22 protein-coding genes and 1 pseudogene are annotated in these 23,700 nt (G+C 62.4%); 19 read left to right on the forward strand and 4 right to left on the reverse strand.

Annotated elements, in window-relative coordinates; all coding sequences use genetic code 11:
• The first annotated feature begins 2 nt into the window (after nucleotides 1-2).
• From hisH to pyk, 9 genes are all read left to right on the forward strand, one after another.
• Nucleotides 3-638 carry an imidazole glycerol phosphate synthase subunit HisH gene (gene hisH / locus F4V58_RS04035; protein ID WP_075733571.1) on the forward strand — a complete coding sequence of 212 codons (636 nt, stop codon included), beginning with the start codon at nucleotides 3-5 and terminating at the stop codon, nucleotides 636-638.
• Nucleotides 639-647: 9 nt separating this feature from the next.
• Complete coding sequence (gene priA, locus F4V58_RS04040; protein WP_075733572.1) at nucleotides 648-1,412, forward strand: bifunctional 1-(5-phosphoribosyl)-5-((5-phosphoribosylamino)methylideneamino)imidazole-4-carboxamide isomerase/phosphoribosylanthranilate isomerase PriA; 765 nt, start codon at nucleotides 648-650, stop codon at nucleotides 1,410-1,412.
• 6 nt (nucleotides 1,413-1,418) lie between these two features.
• Nucleotides 1,419-2,162 carry an inositol monophosphatase family protein gene (locus tag F4V58_RS04045; protein ID WP_075733573.1) on the forward strand — a complete coding sequence of 248 codons (744 nt, stop codon included), beginning with the start codon at nucleotides 1,419-1,421 and terminating at the stop codon, nucleotides 2,160-2,162.
• Entirely contained in the window at nucleotides 2,163-2,936 is a 774-nt protein-coding gene (hisF, locus tag F4V58_RS04050) for an imidazole glycerol phosphate synthase subunit HisF (RefSeq protein ID WP_075733574.1), read from the forward strand. It abuts the gene before it with no gap.
• A complete protein-coding gene (gene hisI / locus F4V58_RS04055; protein WP_075733575.1) occupies nucleotides 2,918-3,289 on the forward strand; it encodes a phosphoribosyl-AMP cyclohydrolase in 372 nt (123 codons plus the stop codon). The genes hisF and hisI overlap by 19 nt, the downstream gene beginning before the upstream one ends.
• 3 nt (nucleotides 3,290-3,292) lie before the next feature.
• Nucleotides 3,293-3,925: a TIGR02234 family membrane protein gene (locus tag F4V58_RS04060; protein WP_075733576.1), complete on the forward strand. Its 633-nt coding sequence runs from the start codon at nucleotides 3,293-3,295 to the stop codon at nucleotides 3,923-3,925.
• 98 nt (nucleotides 3,926-4,023) lie between these two features.
• A complete protein-coding gene (locus F4V58_RS04065; protein ID WP_075733577.1) occupies nucleotides 4,024-4,872 on the forward strand; it encodes an indole-3-glycerol phosphate synthase TrpC in 849 nt (282 codons plus the stop codon).
• A gap of 40 nt (nucleotides 4,873-4,912) precedes the next feature.
• Nucleotides 4,913-5,848, forward strand: coding sequence for a prolipoprotein diacylglyceryl transferase (gene lgt, locus F4V58_RS04070; RefSeq protein WP_075733578.1), 936 nt, complete (start codon nucleotides 4,913-4,915; stop codon nucleotides 5,846-5,848).
• A gap of 65 nt (nucleotides 5,849-5,913) precedes the next feature.
• Nucleotides 5,914-7,329: a pyruvate kinase gene (gene pyk, locus F4V58_RS04075; protein ID WP_075736488.1), complete on the forward strand. Its 1,416-nt coding sequence runs from the start codon at nucleotides 5,914-5,916 to the stop codon at nucleotides 7,327-7,329.
• Nucleotides 7,330-7,409: 80 nt separating this feature from the next.
• On the opposite strand, the gene F4V58_RS04080 is transcribed toward pyk, so the two are convergent.
• Together F4V58_RS04080 and F4V58_RS04085 are read right to left on the reverse strand one after the other, a co-directional pair.
• Nucleotides 7,410-9,788 (reverse strand): glycogen/starch/alpha-glucan phosphorylase, encoded by a 2,379-nt coding sequence (locus tag F4V58_RS04080; protein ID WP_075733579.1) that lies wholly within the window; start codon nucleotides 9,786-9,788, stop codon nucleotides 7,410-7,412.
• 73 nt (nucleotides 9,789-9,861) lie between these two features.
• Entirely contained in the window at nucleotides 9,862-11,058 is a 1,197-nt protein-coding gene (locus F4V58_RS04085) for an amidohydrolase (protein WP_075733580.1), read from the reverse strand.
• Nucleotides 11,059-11,094: 36 nt separating this feature from the next.
• Between F4V58_RS04085 and F4V58_RS04090 the strand changes: the two genes are divergently transcribed.
• Nucleotides 11,095-11,493 carry a hypothetical protein gene (locus F4V58_RS04090; RefSeq protein ID WP_075733582.1) on the forward strand — a complete coding sequence of 133 codons (399 nt, stop codon included), beginning with the start codon at nucleotides 11,095-11,097 and terminating at the stop codon, nucleotides 11,491-11,493.
• Here F4V58_RS04090 and F4V58_RS04095 read toward each other — a convergent pair.
• Nucleotides 11,483-12,577: a glycerate kinase family protein gene (locus tag F4V58_RS04095; RefSeq protein WP_075733584.1), complete on the reverse strand. Its 1,095-nt coding sequence runs from the start codon at nucleotides 12,575-12,577 to the stop codon at nucleotides 11,483-11,485. The genes F4V58_RS04090 and F4V58_RS04095 overlap by 11 nt on opposite strands.
• Nucleotides 12,578-12,870: 293 nt before the next feature.
• Here F4V58_RS04095 and gdhA point away from each other — a divergent pair, with 293 nt between their 5' ends.
• Complete coding sequence (gene gdhA / locus F4V58_RS04100; RefSeq protein WP_075733588.1) at nucleotides 12,871-14,211, forward strand: NADP-specific glutamate dehydrogenase; 1,341 nt, start codon at nucleotides 12,871-12,873, stop codon at nucleotides 14,209-14,211.
• A gap of 110 nt (nucleotides 14,212-14,321) precedes the next feature.
• Nucleotides 14,322-15,014 carry a DivIVA domain-containing protein gene (locus F4V58_RS04105; RefSeq protein WP_075733590.1) on the forward strand — a complete coding sequence of 231 codons (693 nt, stop codon included), beginning with the start codon at nucleotides 14,322-14,324 and terminating at the stop codon, nucleotides 15,012-15,014.
• A 13-nt stretch (nucleotides 15,015-15,027) separates the two neighbouring features.
• Here F4V58_RS04105 and F4V58_RS04110 read toward each other — a convergent pair whose 3' ends face one another.
• A complete protein-coding gene (locus F4V58_RS04110) occupies nucleotides 15,028-15,543 on the reverse strand; it encodes a hypothetical protein (protein WP_075733592.1) in 516 nt (171 codons plus the stop codon).
• Between the two features lie 218 nt (nucleotides 15,544-15,761).
• Between F4V58_RS04110 and F4V58_RS04115 the strand changes: the two genes are divergently transcribed.
• The 7 genes and pseudogenes from F4V58_RS04115 to F4V58_RS12850 all read left to right on the forward strand — a co-directional run.
• Complete coding sequence (locus tag F4V58_RS04115; protein WP_245803030.1) at nucleotides 15,762-16,262, forward strand: YceD family protein; 501 nt, start codon at nucleotides 15,762-15,764, stop codon at nucleotides 16,260-16,262.
• Entirely contained in the window at nucleotides 16,259-17,020 is a 762-nt protein-coding gene (rnc, locus tag F4V58_RS04120; protein WP_075733594.1) for a ribonuclease III, read from the forward strand. Before F4V58_RS04115 ends, rnc begins: the two co-directional genes overlap by 4 nt.
• Nucleotides 17,013-17,813, forward strand: a complete 801-nt coding sequence (mutM, locus tag F4V58_RS04125) for a bifunctional DNA-formamidopyrimidine glycosylase/DNA-(apurinic or apyrimidinic site) lyase (protein WP_075733596.1) — start codon at nucleotides 17,013-17,015, stop codon at nucleotides 17,811-17,813. Before rnc ends, mutM begins: the two co-directional genes overlap by 8 nt.
• Before the next feature lie 26 nt (nucleotides 17,814-17,839).
• Entirely contained in the window at nucleotides 17,840-19,354 is a 1,515-nt protein-coding gene (locus tag F4V58_RS04130) for an alanine/glycine:cation symporter family protein (protein ID WP_075736492.1), read from the forward strand.
• Nucleotides 19,355-19,359: 5 nt separating this feature from the next.
• Nucleotides 19,360-19,638, forward strand: coding sequence for an acylphosphatase (locus tag F4V58_RS04135; protein ID WP_075733598.1), 279 nt, complete (start codon nucleotides 19,360-19,362; stop codon nucleotides 19,636-19,638).
• Between the two features lie 76 nt (nucleotides 19,639-19,714).
• The gene (gene smc, locus F4V58_RS04140; protein ID WP_075733600.1) at nucleotides 19,715-23,215 is read left to right on the forward strand and encodes a chromosome segregation protein SMC; all 3,501 of its coding nucleotides are present in this window, start codon (nucleotides 19,715-19,717) and stop codon (nucleotides 23,213-23,215) included.
• 44 nt (nucleotides 23,216-23,259) lie between these two features.
• Nucleotides 23,260-23,700 (forward strand): annotated as a pseudogene (locus tag F4V58_RS12850) (signal recognition particle-docking protein FtsY); the annotation flags it as partial.

The raw sequence follows: 23,700 nt of genomic DNA on the forward strand, positions 1-23,700 counted from the left end.
CCATGACTGAAAAACCCAGTGTTGCGCTGCTTGACTACGGCGCCGGAAACATTCGCAGCGCCCAGCGCGCGCTCGAAAGAGTAGGCGCGCGCGTCACCGTCACCGCTGACCCCAAAGTGGCCGTGGAGGCGCAAGGCCTACTGGTGCCGGGCGTGGGCGCGTTCAGGGCCTGCATGGACGGCCTCAAGGCAGTACACGGGCCCCGTGTGATTGGCCAGCGCCTAGCCGGCGGCCGGCCGGTGATGGGTATCTGCGTAGGAATGCAGGTCCTTTTTGAGGAAGGCCGGGAGCACGGCCACTTTGTCCCGGGCTGCGGGGAGTGGCCCGGCGCAATCGAACGGCTCCAGGCCCCGGTGTTGCCACACATGGGCTGGAACACCGTGGCGGTAGACGGCCCCACGGACATGTTCGACGGAATTTCCCAGGAGCGGTTTTACTTCGTGCACTCCTACGGGGCCCGCCGCTGGGAACTAGAAACAGACATCACCACCGAGCCCACGGTCACATGGGCCGAATACGGCGGGGGTAGGTTTGTAGCCGCCGTGGAAAACGGCGCGCTGTGGGCCACGCAGTTTCACCCCGAAAAATCCGGCGACGCCGGCGCCCACCTGTTAGAAAACTGGATGAAAACCCTTTAAGGAATGCTGATGAGCTTTGAACTTCTTCCCGCAGTAGACGTAGTAGGCGGCCAAGCCGTGCGCCTAGACCAGGGCAAGGCCGGGACGGAAAAGTCCTACGGGGACCCCTTCGCGGCCGCGCTCGCTTGGCAGGAGCAGGGGGCAACCTGGCTGCACTGCGTTGACCTAGACGCCGCTTTCGGGCGCGGGGACAACCACGAGCTACTAGCGCAGATAGTTGCCCGGCTGGATATCAAGGTGGAGCTCACCGGCGGTATCCGCGATGACGCTTCTTTGGAGCGCGCGCTTGCCACCGGTGCCCACCGGGTCAACATTGGAACGGCCGCCCTGGAGCAGCCGGAGTGGATAGCCACGGTCTTAGATAAATACGGGGACAAGATCGCGGTTGACTTGGCGGTGCAGGAAATAGACGGCCAGTGGCGCACGCGGGGGCGCGGCTGGGAATCAGACGGCGGGGATGTCTGGGAAGTCCTGGAGCGCCTGGACCAGGCCGGCTGCCAACGCTTTGTGGTCACCGATGTGAGCCGTGACGGAACCCTCACCGGACCAAACGTCGATATCTTGCGCGATGTAGCCGCTGCCACGGAGGCCAAGGTTACCGCGTCCGGCGGCGTCTCTACGGTGGCGGACCTGGAGGAACTGGCGCGCTACCTCAACGAGGGGATCGACTCCGCAATCGTGGGCAAGGCCCTCTATGAAAAGGCGTTTACCCTCCCGAAAGCCCTGCGCGCCGTGGCGCAGGTAAACCCGCTGCCGCCGGAAGCAGGAATTTAAGCCCGGATGGCCGAGGAACTAGAAACCGGCGGGCTGCTGGCCTTCGCCGAAGCCGCTATAGATGAGGTAGAGCCCCTCTTCCTGGCCGGGCAAGGGGCGCGGCCGGCGCACGACAAGGGCGCGGGGGACTTTGCCACCCACGTTGATTTGGACATCGAGCGGCGGCTGCGTAGCCTGCTCACGCAGATGACCGGCCTGGACGTGCACGGAGAAGAGTACGGCGGAAGTGATGTAGCGGACCCGGTGTGGGTGGTAGATCCCATTGACGGCACCACCAACTACTCCGCGGGCATTCCCATGTGCGGGATCCTGCTGGCGCTGCTCAAGGGCGGCCAACCCGTAGCCGCGGTGGCCAGCTTCCCCCTGCTAGGCCGCCGGCTCGCTGCGGCCCACGGCGTGGCGCTGCGCACGCGGGGCGGGGCCAAGACCCACCCCAACGTCCATGTGGGAATATCTTCCCAGATGGACAAGGACGTCTTCGCGCGCCTGGCAGCTACGCAGCTGCGCCTGCGCATGACTGGGTCGGTGGGCCTAGACTCCGCGCTGGCGGCGCAACGGGTGTTTGCTGGCGCCGTAAATTTCTCCGCCCACCCTTGGGATAACGCCGCTGGGGCCCTGCTGGCCACTGCGGCAGGGTTGGTGGCCACCGACACCAATGGCAACCCCTGGCGGGCGGGATCGCCCGGCCTGGTGGTTGGGACTGAGCAGGTCCACGCCACGATAATGGACGCAATCAAAGGAAGTAAGTAGATGGCTTTAGCAGTACGCGTAATCCCGTGCCTGGACGTAGATAGCGGCCGGGTGGTCAAAGGCGTCAATTTTGAGAACCTGCGTGACGCGGGGGACCCGGTGGAGCTGGCCGCGCGCTATGACGCCATGGGCGCAGATGAGCTCACTTTCCTGGACGTCTCCGCGTCCAAACAGGGCCGCGGCACCATGTTAGAGGTCGTGCGCCGTACTGCCGATGCCGTCTTCATCCCCCTGACAGTAGGCGGCGGCGTCCGTAGCGCCGCAGATGTCCGCGAGTTGCTGCGCGCCGGCGCGGATAAGGTCTCGGTGAACTCCTCTGCTATAGCCCGCCCGGAGTTATTGCGGGAATTGGCGGAGATCTTCGGCTCACAGTGCATCGTGTTATCAGTGGACGCCCGGCGCGCGCCCGACCCGCAGCGTTACCCCTCCGGCTTTGAGGTCACCACACACGGCGGATCTCAGTCGGCAGGCCTAGACGCCATTGAGTGGGCGCAATTAGGCCAGGAAATGGGGGTGGGGGAGATCCTTCTCAACTCCATGGACGGTGACGGCACGCGTGAAGGCTTTGACGTGGAACTCATCCGGCTCGTGCGCGCTGCGGTCAACGTACCGGTGATTGCCTCCGGCGGGGCCGGCAAAGCTGCGGACTTTCCGCCGGCGGTGGAAGCGGGCGCTGACGCCGTGCTGGCGGCGTCTATCTTCCACTTCGGGGACGTTACTATTGCTGAGGTCAAGGACGCTTTGGCGGCATCGGGATGCGAGGTGCGCCGGTGAGCCCTGAACAAGCGCAGCTGGATCCGGCCGTGGCCGCCCGGGTGAAATTCAACGACCAGGGTCTGGTGCCGGCCATCGCGCAGGCCGATACCGGTGAGGTGCTCATGCTGGCCTGGATGGACTCCCATGCCCTGGCCTACACGCTGGCTACCGCGCAGGGGACTTACTATTCGCGTTCCCGCCAAGAATACTGGGTCAAAGGTCTGACCTCCGGCAACGTTCAGCGCGTGCGGGAGGTGCGCCTGGATTGTGACGGAGATACCGTGCTGCTTACCGTCGAGCAGACCGGTGGCGCTTGCCATACAGGTGATCGCACCTGCTTTGACGCGGACCCGCTTCTGGAAAGAAAATAAAGCATGAAAAAACTACTACCACCGTTGCTTTTGTGGGCTGCCGTCATCGCGTTGTTGGTATCCGGCAGGATGGTGTGGGTTAGCGCCGGGATTTCAGATGACAAAGCCGGGTTGCGTGATGTGGACTTGGTCGGTTCCTTGTGGTCACTGGAGCTGAGCTCAGTCATGCTGCTGGTTCTGTGCGGATCTATAGCCGGAATGGCCTTGCGTGGCTGGGCGCGCCGGGCGGTCGGTGTCATCGTGGCGCTGGCCGGCGCGGGCGTGGCGTGGCGTCCGCTGACGCTGCTGCTCTACGGGGCCAACGCCCAGCGGGTGCGTGACTTGCTGCGCAACGCCGGATCTTCTGCCGAAGGCAGCGCGCAAGACAGCGTGAGCATTCCAGCCTGGGCCGAAGTCACCGACGTTGCCGTCAACTCGCTAGGCCCGGTCCTAGCCGTGGCCGGCGGCGCTCTGGCGGTAGTGGGGGGAGTCTTGTCATTCATGGGCGCTACCTCCCGCGCTGCCGCTGCGAATAAATATGAGACCGGTGCGGTACGGGCCGCACGGTTAGAGCAAGACCTGGCAGACTCCCCGGACTCCGGCCGTGTCATGTGGGACGCCCTGGACGCGGATATCGACCCCACTGATCGCCGCTGAGCTACCCCCCGCTGCGGTTGCCAATTTCATCGCAGTTAGGGCGGCGGGCTAGCCTTGGAGGGGTCTAGACTTCTTGCACAGCACTAAAGGGGGTGGCCATGAACGCTCACATCGCAGCGCCGCGTTCCCTTGCCGTGGACCGGATAGTTGCTGGAGTTCTAGAGGATGTAGCCGCCCGCGAGGCCAAGGTTTCCTTCCAAGACATCAAAGCCAGGTCCCGGTCCTTGTCCGAGCCCCCACGCGACGCAAAGAAGGCCTTACTAGGGCCAGGATGTACCGTCATTACTGAGCTCAAGCGCGCCGTTCCCTACCGGGGTGAGATTACCAATCTGGACTCCCCGGACAAGATGGGGCAGCTAGCCTATGAGCTCGAAAGCGTGGGGGTGAGGCTCATGGCCGTCCAGACCGACAAACGCCGCTTTCACGGCAGCGTCGAGGACATGTGCGCCGTCCATTCCGCCACCACCGTGCCCCTGATATGCCGCGATATCATCGTGGACCCGTACCAAATCCACGAAGCCCGTTGTTGGGGCGCGGACATGGTACCCCTGCAGGTAGAGCTCATGGACCAGGCGCGGTTGGTGTCCCTGCTTGACCGAATTGAGTCCTTGGGTATGACCGCGTTGCTGGAGGTTCGGTCCTCCGCAGAGGCAGACCGCGCCCTGGAAGCCGGGGCTTCGGTCATAGGAATTTCCGCCTGGTCCCTAGAATCCGATGCCATGTACCGCGAGGCCTTTGCCAACATCGTGCCCGGTATGCCCGAGTCGGTGATAAAAATAGCCATCGGGGGCATTGAAACAGGCCGCAACCTTTTGGACTACGCCTCCCATGGCGCGGACGCCGTGCTGGTGGGCGAGTCCATCGTGGCGGCTAACGACCCCGCCGGCATTGCACGCAGCTTGGTGGCCTGGGGCCAGCACCCCTCCTGCCCTTCGCGCAAGGGCTAGGTTTCCCATCGGGTGGGTTTACCTGGCAGACTAGGAAACCGTGCACTTAACTATTTTGGCAAACATTCCTTCCCCGCCGCAGGGCGTGTGGCTTGGCCATATTCGGGCTTACGCTCTATGTATTGTGGCCGGCATCCTCGTGGCGTTGTGGCTTACTAAGCGCCGCTACGTCGCCCGCGGCGGAAACCCCGACACCGTGTGGGACGCCGCCATTGTCATCATCCCCGCCGGAATCCTGGGCGGGCGGCTCTACCACGTGGCAACAGATTATGACAAGTACTTTTGCGACACCTGCAATCCCGTCAACGCCTTAAAGATAACCAACGGTGGCCTGGGGATTTGGGGCGCGGTGGCGCTGGGAGTCTTGGCTATCTGGGTGATGTTTAGGCTCAAGAAGATCCCCATGGCACCTTTCGCCGACGCCGTTGCGCCGGGATTGATTCTGGCGCAGGGAATTGGCCGCCTGGGCAACTGGTTCAACCAGGAACTCTACGGCCGTGAGACCACCGTGCCCTGGGCGCTGGATATCTACTACCGCGTGGATGAGGCCGGAAAGTATGCCCCCATCTCGGGGCGTTCTACCGGGGAAATTATCGCTTCGGTCCACCCAACGTTCCTCTACGAACTGGTGTGGAACGTGGCCGTGTGCCTGTTTCTTATCTGGGCGCAGCGGGCGTGGAAGCTGGGCCACGGCCGGGTATTCGCGCTCTATGTGGCCTGCTATACCTTCGGGCGCTTTTTCGTAGAAAACATGCGCGCCGACGAAGCCACGCACGTATTCGGGCTTCGTATTAACGTCATTGTTTCCGTGGTGCTGTTTTCGGTAGCGGTGGTGATCTTCTTCCGTCTGCGCCGCGGTCAGGAAACCCCCGCGGAGGTGGACCCCCGCTACCATGCCCAGACACACGGCGGACCGGCGGGTCCCGGGGACAACCCGGTCCCTGCATCCGGGCGCGCGCCCGGTTCAGTGGCTTAGTCGGAAAGATCCGAGTAAGTTTAGGGGTGAAAAACACCCCGACCACAATTTAAGGTTTTTACATGTTGGATAGAAGAACCAAAATCGTTTGTACGCTGGGCCCAGCAGTGGCAAGCTATGACGGAATCCTTGGCCTCGTAGAGTCAGGGATGGAGGTCGCCCGCCTGAATATGTCGCACGGCGACCACGCTGACCACGAGCAAAACTACCGCTGGGTTCGCAAGGCTACGGACGCCACCGGCCGCGCCGTCGGCGTCCTGGCGGACCTCCAAGGCCCCAAGATCCGGCTAGGCCGGTTTGAGAAGGAACGCGCGTTCTGGGCGGAGGGCGAAACCGTTCGCATCACCGTTGAGGACGTCGTGGGAACCCATGACCGGGTTTCTACCACCTACAAGAACCTGGCAAAAGACGCCAAGCCGGGGGACCGCCTGCTCATTGATGACGGCAAGGTGGCTGTGGTGTGTACCGGCGTAGAAGGCAATGACGTCATCTGCGAGGTAACCGAGGGCGGAGAGGTGTCCAACAACAAGGGCGTTTCCCTACCCGGGATGGATATTTCCGTGCCCGCCTTGTCCGAAAAAGACATCGCCGATTTGCGGTTCGCGTTGAAGCTAGGCGTTGACTTTGTGGCGTTGTCCTTCGTGCGCTCACCTTCCGACGTAGACCTGGTTCACGCCGTCATGGATGAGGAAGGCCGCCGCGTCCCCGTTATAGCCAAGCTAGAGAAGCCGGAGGCCGTGGACGCCCTGGAGTCCATCGTTCTAGCCTTCGACGCCATCATGGTTGCCCGCGGTGACCTGGGCGTTGAGGTCCCGCTGGAGCAGGTGCCGCTGGTGCAAAAACGCGCCATCCAAATTGCGCGTGAAAACGCCAAGCCGGTCATCGTGGCCACCCAGATGCTAGATTCCATGATTTCCAACCTGCGGCCTACCCGCGCCGAGGCTTCCGATGTCGCCAACGCCGTGTTGGACGGCGCAGACGCCGTCATGCTCTCCGGTGAGACCTCGGTGGGAATTGCTCCGCAGAATACGGTCCGCACCATGGCGCGCATCGTGAAAAGTGCGGAAACTGCGGGCAGCGTACCGCCGCTCAACCACGTGCCTCGCACCAAGCGCGGCGTGATTTCCTACTCCGCGCGTGATATCGCCGAGCGTCTCAACGCCAAGGCCATCGTGGCATTTACTTCCTCCGGAGACACCGCAAAGCGTGTGGCCCGCCTGCACTCCCGCCTGCCCTTGCTGGTGTTTACCCCCCACCAAGCGGTCCGGTCGCAGCTGGCGCTGACCTGGGGTGCACAAACGTTCTTGACCCCCACGGTCAAGACCACCGATGAGATGATGAAGGCGCTGGATGAAAACCTCCTGCGGATTGATGAATACTCTGAGGGTGACGTGGTGGTCGTAGTAGCGGGTACTCCTCCAGGAGTATCCGGAAACACCAACATGATCCGGGTTCACAAGCTAGGAGACATGGCCAGCTAATCGAAGCTGACGCACAGAAATACGCACCCAAGCCACTGACCGTGGCTGTGGGTGCGTATTTTTCTAGCTAGTGGGGGACTTTACTTGGAAATGGGGGTGGGCTCTAGCTTCCAGACTTCCTGGGCGTAGTCCGCGATGGTGCGGTCGGAAGAAAAGCGCCCGGAGTGGCAGATATTTAGCCATGCCATGCGCGCCCACGCCTTGGGGTCTTCGACGTAGTCGGTGGCCATGCGGTCGCGGGCCTCGCGGTAGGACGCGTAGTCGCCCAGCACGTAGTACTGGTCCTGGGCGTGCTCGCCGTAGCCGTCTAGCAAGGAGGCACGCAGGTCCGCGAATAGACCCTGGTTTTCAATCCCCAGCAGGTCAGAAGTCAGGGCGTCAAGCACGCGGGCCAAACCTGGCACCGTGTGGTAGAGCTCGCTCGGGTTGTAGTCCCTGCGCAGTTCCGGAATTTCCTCCACGCGGGCGCCGAAGATGTAGGCGTTTTCCTCACCCACGGCCTCGACGATTTCCACGTTGGCTCCGTCCATGGTGCCCAGCGTCAGGGCACCGTTCATCATGAACTTCATGTTGGAAGTGCCAGAGGCTTCCTTGCCGGCTACGGAGATCTGCTCGGAGACATCGGCGGCCGGAATGATTTTCTCTGCCGGGGAAACGTTGTAGTTTTCCACGAACACCACGCGGATGATGTCCTTGGTGGCCGGGTCATTGTTGACCAAGTCACCGATGGTGTTGATGAGCTTGATGATTGCCTTTGCGCGCACGTAGCCGGGCGCTGCCTTCGCGCCGAAGATGAAGGTGCGCTTGGGCACGTCCTCTCCGTCTTCTTTAATACGGAAGTACAGGTCCAAGATGTACAGCGCGTTCATCAGCTGGCGCTTGTATTCGTGTAGGCGCTTGATCTGGACATCGAAGATGGACTCCGGATCCACCTCCGCACCCTGGTGGTTGAGGATCCACGCGGCGAAGTCGCGCTTGTTGCCGGCTTTGATGTCCTGCAGGCTCTCCAACACGGCGGCGTCGTCGGCCAAGGGCGCTAGTTTTTGGAGCTGGCTCAAATCAGTGACCCACTCATCAGAGCCGGCCTTGTCGGTCAGCAGCTCGGATAGGCGCGGGTTGCACATCTTCAGCCAGCGGCGCGGGGTCACGCCGTTGGTCTTGTTGTTGAACTTCTCTGGCCACAGGTCGTGCCATTCGGAAAGAGTGTCAGCCTTGATGATCTCGGTGTGCAAAGCAGCCACGCCGTTAATGGAGTATGCGGCGTAGCAGGCAATCCACGCCATGTGTACGTGGCCGCCGGACACTGGCGCCATGTAGTCGATCCGGCCTTGGTCCAGGCCCCGGCCTGCCATATCCAGGCGGAAACGGCGGTCGATTTCCTCCACAATCTGCCAGATACGCCAGAACAGCTTTTGGAAGATGGATACTTCCCAGCTTTCTAGGGCTTCGGCCAACACGGTGTGGTTGGTATATGCGAAGGTCTGCGTGACAATCTCCCAGGCCTTGTCCCAACCCAGTCCGTGGACGTCCATGAGAAGGCGCATGAGCTCGGGGATGGCCAAAACTGGGTGGGTGTCGTTGAGCTGGATGCAGTTGTACGTGGCAAATCCGGAGAGATCCTCACCGTGCTGGGTGATGTAGTTATCAATCATCTGCTGCAAGGAGGCGGAGACAAAGAAATACTGCTGGCGGACGCGCAGCACCTTGCCCTCATAGGTGGTGTCATTGGGGTAGAGCACGCGGCAGATGTCCATGACGCGCTCGCGCTCAACGATGGCCTCGGTGAAGCGCTGGGAGTTGAAGGCGTCATAATCGAACTCTTCCACCGGCTCCGCCTTCCACAGGCGCAGGGTGCCTACGTTGTCCGTGCCGTAGCCTGTGATGGGCATGTCGTAGGGGACCGCGCGGGCTTCCATGTCATCGAAGTGAATGCGATATTGCTGCGCGGAGCGGCGGATGACAAAGTCGTAGCCGTTTTCCATCCACGCGTCCGGGCGCTCGACCTGGTGTCCGTTGTCAAAGGACTGGCGGAACAGGCCGTAGCGGTACAAGATGCCGTAGCCGGTGACAGGGTAGTCCTGGGTGACCGCGGAGTCCAGGAAACAGGCGGCCAGGCGGCCTAGGCCACCGTTGCCCAGAGCGGCGTCGTGTTCTGCTTCCAGCACGTCCACCAGTTCCCGGCCAGACGCGCGCACGGCCTCCTTGGCTTCTTCCACCCGGCCCAGGTTGGTGAGGTTGTTGAGCAACGCGCGTCCTTGCAGGAACTCTGCGGAGAGGTAGTGCTGCTGGCGGGCGCCGGCGTAGGCCTTGCGGGTGGCCTCCCAGTTATCGGCGATTTCGCGCACCACGCTGCGCGACAAGCCGGACCAGTATTTGCGGTCGGATGCCGCATCGGGGCTGACTCCGGCGGCGGCACGGACGTGACCGGGGATGGCTTCAGCAAATTCTAAATTCGACATGTCAAACTCCAATTTCGGGGGCATTCAAACACAACCAAGCATAATCGCAAAGGGGCGTTGATGGTTAAAGGCACTAGTGCGTGGGGCGGAGAAAAGTCAGTACGGCGGCCGCGCCGGCCAAGGTGCTGGCCCGCACAGTGGGCTCATAGTCCGGCAGGAAGTCCGCCTGGTGATTAACCGGCGGGTTGTCCATGCGCCCGGCCGGGGTGGAGCCTACCAGCCAGAAACAATAGGGCACTCCCCAGGCCTGCGGCAGGTAGGAGAAGTCCTCCGAGGCCGTCGACGGCGTGGCATCTACCGAATCCGGGCCAAAAACGGTGTCAAAAGACTCGCGGATGCGCGCGTGCAGGCCCGGGTCGTTGTCTGTGACCTCACCGTGTGCAAAGAATTCGAAGGTGGGGGCATCGGGCGCGCCGGAGGCCTCGCACTCGGCTTTAACCACGCGTTTTAGCGCGGCATAGACCCGTGTGGCCAGCTCCGGTTGGTAAAAACGGGTGTTGAGTACCAGCTCCGCGGTGGCGGGGATGATGTTGTTTTTGTCCCCTGAGTGCAGCTCACCCACGGAGATAACAAAGAAATCATCCGGCGCCACCTCACGGCCCACGATGGCCTGGAGACGGACCACAATCATGGCCGCCATAAGCGTGGGGTCAACGGAATTGTGCGGCATGGACGCGTGCGCGGAGCGGCCCTTAAGCCGCACGCGGATGGAATCACACCCTGCCATGATGGGGCCGGGCGAAGACATTACCTGGCCGGCGGGGCCCGGCATGATGTGCTGGCCTAGGCACAGCTGTGGGCGCGGGACGCGGTCTAGTAGGCCATCGGCCAGCATGGTCTTGGCGCCGTCGGAGGTTTCTTCCGCCGGCTGGAACAGCGCCAGGAACGTGCCCTGCCAGCTATCGCGCCGGCTGTCTACAATGGCGCACGCCCCCAGCAGCGCAGTGGTGTGCATATCATGCCCGCAGGCGTGCATGGCCCCGTTGGTGGCGGCGAATTCCACCCCGGTGGCTTCCTGGACGGGCAGCCCGTCGAAGTCGGCGCGCATGAGCACCGTTGGCCCCTCGCCGTTGCGGAAGATGGCCACCATGCCATAGCCGCCGATACCGTCTATCACCTCACAGCCGTAGCCCGCCAGGTGTTCCCGGATTTTCTCGGCGGTGCGCTTTTCGTGGTGGGACAGCTCCGGGTGGCGGTGCAGGTCCTCGTAGAACGCGCGTTGCCACGACAGGTCTGCCCCGTGGTGGTGAAGGATTTCTTTGATGCCCATAGCGGTGGTGCCCTTTCTTTAGGTAAGGTGACCCTTATGCCGAATATTCACTTTTGTGTCCTGGTCCCCGCCGCCCATAGGCAGCGCGTGGCGGATATTTTCCAAACTGCCCTTGACAAGCTTGTTGCCGCTGGGGATTTGAGCGCCGGCAAGGTGGAGATTGATCCCAATCCTAAGCTCTACGACGGGGTGGAAGAAAACCTCCGCCAAACTTACCGGGATGAGCATGAGGACCGGGAGCTAGAAGACGCCACCGTGGTGGGCTACGACATCGCGGCAAGTGGAGTGAAGGGTTCCTATAACCAGCTGGCCATGGTGCTATCCCGGTTGCTGACCCCGCACGCGGCCCTGCCCAAGGACCATGTGCTGTTGGAAGATGAAAAGGCGCATGAGAAGCCGGCCATCTTCCCGTGGCTGGTGGAGGTCAGGCGCTAAACTGCGCGGCGATTTCGCGGCCGGCCTTTCGCAGCTGGTCGTTGATGTGTCCTTGTTGGTCAAGTTCCACCGTGTAGTCGCCTAATGGTTGTTCTACTTTCCCGGCCACCACTGCTAGTGGCACGCCCGCTTGTTTGCCTGCCGCGGCAAGATATCCCACGGCTTTGCCGGTAGTGGATTGGGCGTCCACTTTGCCTTCGCCGGTGATGATGAGATCTGCCTGGGGGAGCGCGGTTGCCAGGCGGGTGTGCTGGGCAATGAAGGGGGCGCCGGCCACGGTGCGCACGTGGGAGTCATCACCCCATAGCAGCTGGGAAATATAGCTCAGTCCCACCGGGATGCACCCGGCGGCGCCGAAGTGCGGGGTGTCGGGGTTGGTTCCGGTGACCTCGCAGAGGCGCAGCATGGCGCCGGTGAGTAGGGCCAGTTGTTGGCCCTCTGCGCCTTTTTGCGGTCCGTAGACCGCCACGGAGGTCCCGGGCGGCACTTCTGTGTCCGCGAGCAGCGTGAAGTCGAGTGCGGCGGCTTTGAGGTTGAGCTGCGCGGTGTCAAAGGAGGCCAGCTGGACTAGTGGTGCGCCGCCTTTGGGGAGGGCGTAGCCGCGGGCGTCGTGGGCGGCGGCACCTAGGGCGGTAAGGATCCCGGTTCCGCCGTCCATGGTGGCTGAGCCGCCCAGCCCCATTATTACCGACGTGGCCCCCTTGGCTTCCGCGTCGGCGATGAGCACTCCGGTTCCGAAGGTGTCGGCGTGCAGTGGGTCCAGGGCGTCGGCTACGGCGGGCAGGCCACTGGCGGCCGCGACGTCCAGGTAGGCGACGTTGTCGGTGCGGTTGAGGAAGTAGGAGGCTTCTGCCAGTCTGCCTACCGCGTCGGTGACGGGCAAAGTTACGGTGTCCACGTTAGCCCCGCGTGCCGATGCCGCGTCCGCCAACGCCCGCGCAGTGCCCTCACCGCCGTCAGCAAAGGGCATGGTGATGACCTTGGCGTGGGGTAGGGCCTCGCGCACGCCGCTGGCAATGGCGGCGGCCGCGGTGGGGGCGCTGGCGGTGCCTTTGAAGGAGTCGGGGGCAACGATGATAAGCATGGTGCGAGTATATCCGGTGTGCCCTGGTTGCCGTGGTGCCCTGGTTGCCGTGGTGCCCTGGTGGCAGGTGTGGGAGTGTGGTGAAAATTTTGGCCAAGACTGGCTCCAAACCCACGCAATTCAATTACCCAACAGGTATTTTTTAACGGCGTTGCAGCAGCTAGTGGGCGACTTTCGGTAAATCTACCGCCGGCTCGGCTTGCTTTTTCGATAGGTTGATAGGAAACTAGCAGTTGTTAGGAAAAGCGGGTTGACCCCAATTTTTCGTATTTTCATTCCCCGAAGGAGAACTCATGAACGTCGACGCCCAAATCTCTGAGTATTACGACCGGCTACTCAAGCGCAACGCCGGAGAGCCAGAATTCCACCAGGCCGTGTCCGAGGTCCTGGACTCACTCAAGATTGTTTTGGAAAAAGACCCACACTACGCAGACTACAGCCTAGTCGAGCGCCTCTGCGAACCAGAGCGTCAGCTCATCTTCCGCGTCCCCTGGACCGATGACAAGGGCGAAGTCAACGTCAACCGTGGCTTCCGCGTTCAGTTCAACTCCGCGCTGGGCCCCTACAAGGGCGGCCTGCGTTTCCACCCATCCGTGAACCTGGGCATCATCAAGTTCCTGGGTTTCGAGCAGATCTTCAAAAACTCCCTGACCGGCCTGCCCATCGGCGGCGGCAAGGGCGGCTCCGACTTCGACCCCAAGGGCCGTACCGACGCTGAGGTCATGCGTTTTTGCCAGTCGTTTATGACTGAGCTGCACCGCCACATCGGCGAGTACCGCGACGTCCCGGCAGGCGACATCGGCGTGGGTGGCCGTGAAATTGGCTACCTTTTTGGCCAGTACCGTCGCCTGGCAAACCAGCACGAATCCGGCGTGCTCACCGGCAAGGGCCTTTCCTGGGGTGGGTCGCTAGTGCGCACCGAGGCCACCGGCTACGGCCTGGTCTACCTGACCGAGGAAATGATGAACACCCACGAAGAGTCCTTCGACGGCGCCAAGGTCATTGTCTCCGGCTCCGGCAACGTGGCCATCTACGCCGCAGAAAAAGCTCAGCAGCTGGGCGCAACCGTGGTTGCTATGTCCGACTCGGCAGGCTACATCTCCACCCCCAACGGTGTGGACGTGGAACTGGTCAAACAAATCAAGGAAGTTGGCCGCGGCCGCATCTCCGAATACGTCGACCAGGCTGAGGGCACCTACCACGAGGGCGGCAACATCTGGGAAGTCAAGGCAGACGTCGCGCTTCCTTGTGCCACCCAAAACGAGCTCAACGGTGACCACGCCAAGCAGCTGGCAGAAAACGGCGTGCGCTACGTGGCAGAAGGCGCCAACATGCCTTCCACCCCGGAGGCCGTGCACTACTTCCAGGAAAACGGCATCCACTTCGCGCCGGGCAAGGCAGCCAACGCCGGCGGCGTTGCCACCTCCGCGCTGGAGATGCAGCAAAACGCTACCCGCGACTCCTGGTCCTTCGAGTACACCGACCAGCGCCTGCACCAGATCATGTCCAACATCTTCAAGAATGTGGACCGCACTGCACGCGAGTACAACCGCGAAGGTGACTACGTGGCGGGCGCTAACATCGCCGGCTTCAAGAAGGTTGCTGACGCCATGCTCGCCCAGGGCGTAATCTAAACCGCTTTCCCTCGGTGCCCATCCTGCTGCCTGACGGCGGCGGGGTGGGCATTTGGCGGTTTTGGCGTGGCAGCAAGCCAAAACGGTAATTTTTCGCTAAATTGGGCACCATGTACCGAGTCTTTGAAACGCTAGATGAGCTAAATGGAAAACTGGAAGCCGCCACTGGCGTTCCCATGACTGGAAACGCTATGGTCTCCCGCAACGAGATGCTGGCGCTTCTCGATGATCTCCGCAACGCGTTGCCCGTGGAGCTAGATGACGCCCAGGACGTTTTGGACAAACAAGACGCCATCCTACTGGGCGCGCAGGAACGCGCCGACCAACTCTGGGCGGAAACGGAAGCAGAATCCCGCGCCGTGATGCAACAGGCCCAAACCGACGCGGAAGCCATGTTGGCGGACGCGGAAAGCCGCACGACCTACATGTTGTCCCAAGCCAAGGACGACTCCGAGCGCATGGTTGAAGACGCCCGCGCGGAATCCGAGCGCCTGGTAGCCAAAGGCAACCACTCCTTTGAGCGCGCGGTTGCGGAGGGCCAGGCGGAGCAAGAACGTCTGGTGTCTGAGTCTGAGGTTGTTGCCCGCGCCAATGACGAAGCCCACCGGATCGTGGACGCCGCCCACGCGGAGTCGCTGCGCCTGCGCACCGAAGCTGACGAGTTCGTTGATTCCAAGCTGGCTTCTTTCGAAGAAACCCTCAACGGGGTGCTGCGCACGGTGGTCAAGGACCGTCAGGCGCTACGCCGCGGCGCCGGTGCCGCCGGGCGCGCGTACCAGCAAAAACGCGACTACCGCGACTAGCACTCTATCCTTCTTAGCTGCGGCCCTTTTTTGGGGCCGCGGCTTTTTTCAACCCTCCGGCAAAAAGCGCCATGGCCAGCCCCGGGACGGCGAAAGCCAACCACTGCGCCACCAGGACCCCAGTGAGTGCGGTGGCACCGGTGTGTTGGATAACCTCCGAAGCGATCACCAGCAGGGTGACCGTGAGAGAAACCCCCAGCATGAGCCCGGCGACCGAGACAAACGCTGCCGATACCGGCCGGTAGGCGTTCCACGCCCACCCCGCGGCGGTCACACCGAAGACGCCGGAGCCGAAGATAATGACGAAAGCAAAGGACGCGGGAGCCAGGGAGAAAAGCCCCAGGGCCGCACCCAACGCCACTGAGCCACCGAAAACGCGGCGCAGGGTTACCGCCGGGCACCCGTCCGGGGTGGTGGCCAAAGACTCCCGGCGGGCGATGAGCGCTCCACACGCCACCAGCGCCAGGCAGGGCACAAGCGCTGCCACTGTAAAGGCGCCGGCTATGTCAAGGGTGGGGGAGTAACTCACGCGCCATAGTCTAGGGCGTGGCCAAGCCGCTGCCAAGGGTAAACCACCTGTACGCACCAGGTTGTACGGCGTTACCCAGCTGCCTGCCAGGCTGGGCGGGCAAATCCGGTCAAGCACTCAGGCCAGGAGCCTGGAAAAATCATCGCGGCCGGGCGTGTAGGATTGGCTGCGTTATGGTTATGGTTATAAAAAATCCTTTTCTTTTTAATGTAGCTGATATGCTGCGCGGCCCATCGAGCGACGGCCTACCCCAAACCCGCACCCAGCAAGGGCCCGCCCCGGAGCGGATTGGCGTGGAAATGATTGCCATCCCCGAGGGGGAAGAGGTAACGGTAGAAGCCGCCTTGTCGCCCCTGGGAGGTGCGATTTCGGTAGACGCTCACATCACCGGCACTCTGCGCGGTCAGTGCGCCCGGTGTCTAACAGAGCTGGAGCGGCCCCTTGATCTGCGGATCTCCCAGATCTACGCTGCTGACCCGGACTTCATCTCCGGGGATCCGGCTGATGAAGGGGAACAAGGCTCAGGAGATGAAACCCCGCTTATTGACCGCGACGTCATTGACATCTCCCAGGACGTCATCAATGAGGCCGGCCTGACTCTGCCTTTTAGCCCAGTGTGTGAGCAGCCCTGCACAATCGAAACTCCGGAGGGTGTCACCACCGGTGTCTCCGGGGAAGAAATTGATGAGCGCTGGGCCGGACTGGAGAAGTTCCTATGAGTAAGAAGAAACTGACGGGCGCACAAACGCTCAACGCGGTGTTTGCCGGAACGGATCACGCGCCGTTGCTGGAATCCCTGGGCGTGGACCTGCCGGAGGACCTGCTCCGCCTGGCGTTGACCCACCGGTCCTTTGCCAACGAAAACGGGCACCTGCCCAACAACGAGCGCCTGGAATTCCTCGGTGACGCCGTGCTGGGCCTGTCCGTGGCTTCCAAGCTCTATGAAAACTACCCCACCCGCCCAGAGTCGGATATCTCCAAGATGCGCGCCTCCATCGTCTCCCGCTACGGGCTGGCAGATATCGCCCGCGAGATTGGCCTGGGGGCCTATATCTTGCTGGGCAAAGGTGAGACCACTACCGGAGGCTCGGATAAGGATTCCATCCTGGCTGACACCACCGAGGCCCTGCTGGGGGCCATCTACCTCACGCACGGTTTCGAGGTGGCCCGGGACGTGATTTTGACGCTGTTTAAGAAAAAGATTGACAACGCTTCAGCCACCGGGCGCCACCAGGACTGGAAAACGGTGCTCCAGGAGCTGTGCGCGTCATTGAAGGCTCCCATGCCCGTCTACACCGCCACCTCCGTGGGCCCCGAGCACGAGCAGGTTTTCACAGCCGTGGCCACCGTCAACGGACTCGAGATGGGGCAGGGAGTAGGGCCTAACAAGAAACTCGCGGAGCAAAAAGCCGCAAACCAGGCGGTGGACAAGCTTAAGGCGTCACCCCAGCTGGTGGCCGGCTCCGTCGATGCCTGAGCTGCCCGAGGTTGAGTCAGTACGGCTTGGCCTTGCCCGCCACCTGCCTGGGCGGGTATTCGAGGAGGTGCATCTTCTTCACCCGCGGTCAAACCGGGGCCAAGTCGGGCTGTTGCCGGGACTCTTAGTGGGGCAGGAGATAAGCGGTATCGGCAGGCGGGGCAAATTCATGTGGCTAGAACTTGCCGGGAGCGCGCAGGTCTGCCTGGTACACCTGGGCATGTCCGGCCAGATGCGGGTGGGTACCGTGGAGTCCCCGCACGTGCGTATCCGCACCCGGCTATCCGGAGGCGTGGAGCTGTCCTTCGTGGACCAACGCACCTTTGGCTACTGGCGGGTGGCCAATCTGGATGAAATAGGACACATTGCGCCCGATCCTTTGGGCCCGGATTTCCACCCGGAGGCGGTGGCAAGGCGGCTGCGGAAGTCGCGGCGCGCCATCAAGGCCGGCCTGCTGGACCAGACGGTGGTGTCCGGAATTGGCAACATTTACGCCGATGAAGCTCTTTGGCTAGCCGGTATCAACCCCGCCCGGCCCTCAAACCGGCTGCTGCAACGGGAAGCGTTGGCGCTGCTAGAAGCCGCAAAGTCGGTGATGGAGCGCGCGCTAGAGCAAGGCGGAACCAGCTTTGACTCGCTATACGTTAACGTCAACGGGGAATCTGGCTACTTTGACCGCTCGCTCAACGCTTATGGCCGCGGGGGTAAGCCGTGCCGGCGTTGTGGCACAGCCCTGGAGAGATCCGTGGTGGGGGGACGCGGGACACATCGGTGCCCCAGCTGCCAGAAGTGAACTTTGGGTGGGCTAATCTGTTACCTATGCAAGATCTCTTCAGCACCGTGATCGGTGCCATAAACTCTAATCTCTGGACTTACGTCCTTCCCTGGCTGCTGATTGCAGCCGGTCTCTATTTCGGTTTCCGTACCGTGGTCGTGCAGCTGCGCATGGTCCCGGACATGTTCAAATCCGTGGTGGAAAGCCCCAAAGGCGAAAACCTTGACTCGGATAAGGACTACGGCGGAATCTCCGCCTTCCGTGCATTCACCATCTCCGCGGCGTCTCGCGTGGGCACCGGCAACGTGGCGGGTGTGGCCGTGGCCATCTCCGTGGGCGGCCCCGGTGCCGTGTTCTGGATGTGGATGATTGCTATCCTCGGCGGCGCGACCGCCTTCGTGGAGTCCACCCTGGCGCAGCTCTACAAGGTCCGCGACGGTGACACCTACCGCGGCGGCCCGGCGTACTACATGCGCCGCGGCCTGGGCTGGAAGTCCCTGGCAGTAGTGTTTTCCGTGGCAATTTCCATTACCTTCGGTTTCTTCTACAACGCTTTCCAGACCAACGCCATTGTTGACTCCCTGGGTACCTCCTTTGGCCAGGATTCCGGCACCTTCAAATCCATCCTGGGCCTGATTCTGGTTGTCATCACCGGGTTGATTATCTTTGGCGGCGTGCACCGCATTTCCTCCATCACGCAGGTTGTGGTCCCGTTCATGGCGGTGGCTTACCTTGTGGTGGGACTCATCGTTGTCATCATGCACATCGGTGAAGTTCCGGGCATGATTGCAGATATCATTGCCTCCGCCTTTGGTTTCCGCGAGGTGGTGGGCGCAACCTTCGGTGCCGCTTTGATGAAGGGCATCCAGCGCGGCCTGTTTTCCAACGAGGCCGGTGAAGGCTCCGCACCCAACGCCGCCGCCACCGCTACCGTGTCCCACCCGGTCAAACAGGGCCTGGTACAGACCCTGGGTGTTTACTTTGACACCCTGGTGGTGTGCTCCATTACCGCGTTCATCATCTTGCTGGGCACCGACTTTGACAAGTTTGGCTCTGATGAAATCGCCGGCGTAACGCTCACCCAGGACGCCTTGGCGTCCACCGTGGGCGAGTGGGGTATCCACTTCATCACCTTCATCCTGTTCTTCCTGGCATTTTCCTCCATCCTGGGCAACTACTACTTGGCTGAGTCCAACATTGAGTACCTGTCCACCTCCAAGCCGGTGCTGTGGGGCTTCCGCGCAGTTGTGCTGGCCTTCGTCTTCTACGGCGCGGTCGCACCGCTGGGCACCATCTTCGACCTGGCGGACACCGGCGCCGCCATCATGGTGCTGCTCAACCTGGCTGCCATCTTCCCGCTGGCCGGCGTGGCCATCAAGCTGCTCAAGAACTTCAACGAGCAGCGCGCCCGCGGCGTGGACCCAGTATTCCACCGCGACATGCTGCCCGAGGTCAAAAACATCGCTGTCTGGGACGGCACCGACCCAGCCACCCGCCGCAGCTTGGAAGACCGCCGCGAGCTCAACGCCCAAAACGTCAACCCGCGTGATCTAACCTAGAAGCCATGAAACGTCTTACCGCATTTGTTCACGGCCACGTCCAAGGCGTCGGCTTCCGCTGGTGGACCAGGGCCCGCGCCCTGGAGCTGGGCCTTTCCGGCCACGCTACTAATCTTGCCGATGGCCGCGTCCAAGTAGTCGCCGAAGGCCCCCAGGCAGACTGCGAAAAGCTGCTGGAGCTCCTCCGCGAGGACCCCAGCACCGCCCGCCGGCCCGGCACCGTTGACCTAGTGGTCAAACAGTGGGCTGAGCCCAAAGGTGAAGAAGGCTTCATCGAACGTTAACTACCAACCTGCCCCGTACGCTTAGGCGTGCGGGGCACTTCTAGTTTTCCTAGCCGCACTTGCTAAAATTCCAACAATGCACCTCAAATCGCTGACGCTCAAAGGATTCAAGTCCTTCGCTTCGGCGACCTCCCTAAAATTCGAACCCGGTATTTGCGCCGTGGTGGGCCCCAACGGCTCCGGCAAGTCCAACGTGGTGGACGCCCTGGCTTGGGTCATGGGGGAGGGTAGCGCGAAGACGCTGCGCGGCGGCAAGATGCAGGACGTCATCTTTGCCGGCGCGGGTGACCGCAAGGCGTTGGGCCGCGCGGAAGTCACGCTGACCATTGACAACTCTGACGGCGCACTGCCCATCGACTACACCGAGGTCTCCGTCACGCGCCGGATGTTCCGCGACGGTGCCAGCGAATACGAAATCAATGGCTCGCGTGCCCGCCTGATGGACATTCAGGAACTGCTGAGCGACTCGGGCATCGGCCGCGAAATGCACATCATCGTGGGCCAAGGAAAGCTCGCGGAGATTCTGGAGTCCAAGCCGGAGGACCGCCGCGCCTACATCGAGGAGGCCGCAGGCGTGCTCAAGCACCGGCGGCGCAAGGAAAAGGCACAGCGCAAGCTCACCGGTATGCAAGCCAACGTGGACCGCCTGCAAGACCTTACCGAAGAGCTGGGCAAGCAGCTTAAACCGCTGGCGCGCCAGGCGGAGGCGGCTAAGCGCGCGGCTACCGTCCAGGCGGATCTACGCGATGCCCGCTTGCGCCTGGCCGGAGAAAAGGTCGTGCGGTTGCGCGCACTGTTTGCAGACGCCTCCCGGCACGCAGAGCTTAAAGCCCAACAGCGCGCGGAGGTAGAGGCGCAGGTTGAAACCCAGCAGACCCAGCTAACGGAGTTGGAAGAAGAGCTCACGCAAGCCCAAGCAGCGGCCGATAACCATCAGAAGTTGTGGTTTGACCTCTCCGCGTTGTCCGAGCGCGTGTCAGCGACGTTGCGCATTGCCACCGAGCGCGCCAGTTCCGGCAATGCCCAGGTGGCCTACCAGGGTCAAGATCCACACGACCTGGAGGCGCGCGCCCAGCAGGCGGACGAGGAATACCAGATCCTCCTAGAGGCGGCGGAAGAAGCAGCCATGCGGTTGGAAACCATCCGCGAGCAGGTCGAGGACAAGCGCGCGGATTACGAGTCAGCCGAGCAAGAACACATGCGCCAGCTCCGCGCCATTTCAGATAAGCGCGAGGGCGTGGTCCGCCTCATCGCAGAGGAAGAGAACTTGAGCGCGCAGGTAGACAACGTGCGCTCCCAGCTGGCCGCGCAGGAAGAAACGGTGGCTGCCAACCGCCAGCGGGTGCAGGAAGCGCGGCGGGAGGCGGACGACGTGGCGGCCACGCTGGAGGAATTTTCCCGCGACCGCGAGCCACTGGACACAGCGCACATCCGGGCCGCCGCGGAGTCCCAAGCTGCGGAAAAGCGGCTTGAGCAGCTGCGCGACGCCCAGCGCGAGCACGAACGCGAGGTCTATACTTTGCGCTCGCGGATAGAGACGCTGAAATCTACCGCGCCCAAGCCCCCGAGCTTGGGTGGGGATTTTGCTCCGCTTGCCAACTTCATTTCCACCACTCATGAAACTGCGGTGGCCGCCGCCCTGGGGGCGTTTGCCGAGGCCCAGGCCGGCCACGTCACGCCGGAGGTCTTGGTGCAATTGGAGAAGGCCGCGCGCACGGTGGTGCTTGACAGCAAGGACGCGCCCGCGCCGGGGTGGCGCTTGGACGCCAAACTTCCGGCAGGGGCAAGTTGGTTGCTGGACAACGTCACCGCCGCGCCCCAGGTTGCCGGTGCCCTCACGCGTTTGCTTGCCGATGTCGCCTTGGTCGCCGACGTAGAATCCGCCCGCGCCGCCGTGGCTGAGGATCCCCGCCTACGCGCCGTGACCCCCACCGGGGTGTTGGTGGGAGAGGGCTGGATCCAAGCCGGGCAAGGGCAGTCGACCACGGTTGAGGTCACTGCCCGGGTAGCGGAGGCATCGGCGGCTTTGGACGCCGCGGTCGCGGGTCTGGAGGAGCTATCTGGAACGCTGGAAGGTGCCAAGGTCGCGGCCGAGGACGCCCGCGTGGCGGCCGCGGCGGCTACCGCTGCGCTGCGCGAACACGACTCATCTGCCGCGGCGTGGACACGCGATTTTAAACGCCTTACCTCCCAGGTGGAGGCCAACCAGTCCGAGCAGCAACGTGTGGCGCAGAGGGCTGCCGAGCTCGAGTCCAGGCTGGCCACGCTGAGCGGCGAGCTTGAAGAAGCCCGCGACAGGTTGGCCCGCGTGGATGCCGAAGACGGCGCGGATGAACCCTCCACCGACGCCCGCGACACCGCGCGCGCGGCCTTCGAGCAGATAAAGGCCATGGAGGTAGAAGCCCAGCTTTCTGCCCGGTCCGCGCAAGACAAGGTGGCGGCTGTCTCCGGCCGCGGAGACATGCTGCGCAGGCAAGCCGAGCAGGAACGGCAGGCTAAAGCGCGCCATGATCAGCTCATGGCCAGGCGAAAAGCCGCGGCGGACCTGGCGGCCACGGTAGCCCGCCACGCGAAGGATATTTCCGCCCGCACCAGTTATGCGTTGGAGCGCGCCACCGTTTCGCGCGATGAATCCAATCAGCTGCGCAGTCACCTTGCTGCTGCGGTTGCTCAGGCCAAGCAGGCGCTCAAAGCTAGCCGCCAGCAACTTGACTACCTGGTAACTAGCGCCCACGACGGGGAGTTGGCTCGCTCGCAGGCCCAGGTGCGACTTGATGAAGCTCAGTCGCGGATAGGTGAGCAACTAGGGATATCCATTACTGACCTGCTGCGTGATTACACCCCGGGCGCGGATTTTGACCGCTCCACTGAAACGGCCAGGCTGAAGAAGGCCGAAAAAGCCCTCAACTCACTAGGCAAGGTCAACCCTTTAGCGTTAGAGGAATACAAGGCACTCGAGGAGCGTTACTCCTATCTTTCCACCCAGCTAGACGACGTTATCTCCGCGCGCAAGGACCTGGAGGGTGTCATTGTGGATGTGGACCGCCAAATTTTGCAGTTGTTTACCGACGCTTGGAAAGACGTGGAAGCGGAGTTCCCCAAGGTATTCCACACGCTGTTTCCGGGCGGCGAGGGACGGCTTATCTTGACGGATCCTGGCGACCTGTTGGCCAGTGGCATCGACGTCGAGGCGCGTCCTCCGGGCAAGAAAGTCAAGCGCCTATCCTTGCTTTCCGGTGGGGAGAAGTCCCTGACCGCGCTGGCGTTATTGGTGGCTATCTTCCGTGCCCGCCCCAGCCCGTTCTATGTCATGGACGAGGTGGAGGCCGCGCTCGATGATGTCAACCTGCGCCGGCTCATTGCCCTTTTCGAAGAACTGCGCAAAGACTCACAGCTCATTGTCATCACCCACCAAAAACCCACCATGGATGTGGCGAACGTGCTCTACGGCGTGACCATGCGCGGCGACGGTGTGACCCGGGTGATTTCTCAGCGCATGAATGCCGCCGGTCTGGCGCCGGGAACGCAATCTGCGGCCCAGGACGCTAGCCGCTTGGGGGTCGACAGGGATAATTAGCGCTCGATGGTGCTTAGTGGGGAAGTCTTTGGCACTATAGAGGCATGATTATCGAAGGTATTCCAAACGAAACCCTGTACTTGGCAGTGGGCATTGCTGTCGCAGTACTCATACTTCTTATCGTCCTGATTGTAGTAATTGGCAAACGCCGCGGTGAGGCTAAGAAGGTATCCTTTGAACAAGAGGAGGAACCTAAGGAGCTTACTCGCGAGCAAAAGTCCGGAAATTACCAGGCTGCAGGAGGTTTTAACTTCGCGCCGGCGGGGCAGAAGGACCCCGTGGTGGCGGATAAGCCTAGTGCCACTGAGGTGGCTAATTCCCAACTGCGTGGCCCTCGCCCCGGTGAGGTGAAGCCGGAGGACAACAAGCCTTTCCTGCCGCCAGTCGCTGCCGATGCCCCGCGTCCCGCCGCTGCCCGGCCGGTAGAGCCCAAGCCCGCCGCCGCCGAGCCTGCCGCCGCTGCCCAGCCGGTGGAGCCCAAGCCC

This window comes from Corynebacterium phocae (genome assembly GCF_008693075.1).
Classification (GTDB): Bacteria; Actinomycetota; Actinomycetes; order Mycobacteriales; family Mycobacteriaceae; genus Corynebacterium; species Corynebacterium phocae.

Bases quoted from the DNA above. Each gene is read 5' to 3' on its own strand.
- hisH (WP_075733571.1), top strand. From the start codon at position 3: ATGACTGAAAAACCCAGTGTTGCGCTGCTTGACTACGGCGCCGGAAAC.
- priA (WP_075733572.1), top strand. From the start codon at position 648: ATGAGCTTTGAACTTCTTCCCGCAGTAGACGTAGTAGGCGGCCAAGCC.
- F4V58_RS04045 (WP_075733573.1), top strand. From the start codon at position 1,419: ATGGCCGAGGAACTAGAAACCGGCGGGCTGCTGGCCTTCGCCGAAGCC.
- hisF (WP_075733574.1), top strand. From the start codon at position 2,163: ATGGCTTTAGCAGTACGCGTAATCCCGTGCCTGGACGTAGATAGCGGC.
- hisI (WP_075733575.1), top strand. From the start codon at position 2,918: ATGCGAGGTGCGCCGGTGAGCCCTGAACAAGCGCAGCTGGATCCGGCC.
- F4V58_RS04060 (WP_075733576.1), top strand. From the start codon at position 3,293: ATGAAAAAACTACTACCACCGTTGCTTTTGTGGGCTGCCGTCATCGCG.
- F4V58_RS04065 (WP_075733577.1), top strand. From the start codon at position 4,024: ATGAACGCTCACATCGCAGCGCCGCGTTCCCTTGCCGTGGACCGGATA.
- F4V58_RS04080 (WP_075733579.1), bottom strand. From the start codon at position 9,788: ATGTCGAATTTAGAATTTGCTGAAGCCATCCCCGGTCACGTCCGTGCC.
- F4V58_RS04085 (WP_075733580.1), bottom strand. From the start codon at position 11,058: ATGGGCATCAAAGAAATCCTTCACCACCACGGGGCAGACCTGTCGTGG.
- F4V58_RS04090 (WP_075733582.1), top strand. From the start codon at position 11,095: ATGCCGAATATTCACTTTTGTGTCCTGGTCCCCGCCGCCCATAGGCAG.
- F4V58_RS04095 (WP_075733584.1), bottom strand. From the start codon at position 12,577: ATGCTTATCATCGTTGCCCCCGACTCCTTCAAAGGCACCGCCAGCGCC.
- gdhA (WP_075733588.1), top strand. From the start codon at position 12,871: ATGAACGTCGACGCCCAAATCTCTGAGTATTACGACCGGCTACTCAAG.
- F4V58_RS04105 (WP_075733590.1), top strand. From the start codon at position 14,322: ATGTACCGAGTCTTTGAAACGCTAGATGAGCTAAATGGAAAACTGGAA.
- F4V58_RS04115 (WP_245803030.1), top strand. From the start codon at position 15,762: ATGCTGCGCGGCCCATCGAGCGACGGCCTACCCCAAACCCGCACCCAG.
- rnc (WP_075733594.1), top strand. From the start codon at position 16,259: ATGAGTAAGAAGAAACTGACGGGCGCACAAACGCTCAACGCGGTGTTT.
- mutM (WP_075733596.1), top strand. From the start codon at position 17,013: ATGCCTGAGCTGCCCGAGGTTGAGTCAGTACGGCTTGGCCTTGCCCGC.
- F4V58_RS04130 (WP_075736492.1), top strand. From the start codon at position 17,840: ATGCAAGATCTCTTCAGCACCGTGATCGGTGCCATAAACTCTAATCTC.
- F4V58_RS04135 (WP_075733598.1), top strand. From the start codon at position 19,360: ATGAAACGTCTTACCGCATTTGTTCACGGCCACGTCCAAGGCGTCGGC.
- smc (WP_075733600.1), top strand. From the start codon at position 19,715: ATGCACCTCAAATCGCTGACGCTCAAAGGATTCAAGTCCTTCGCTTCG.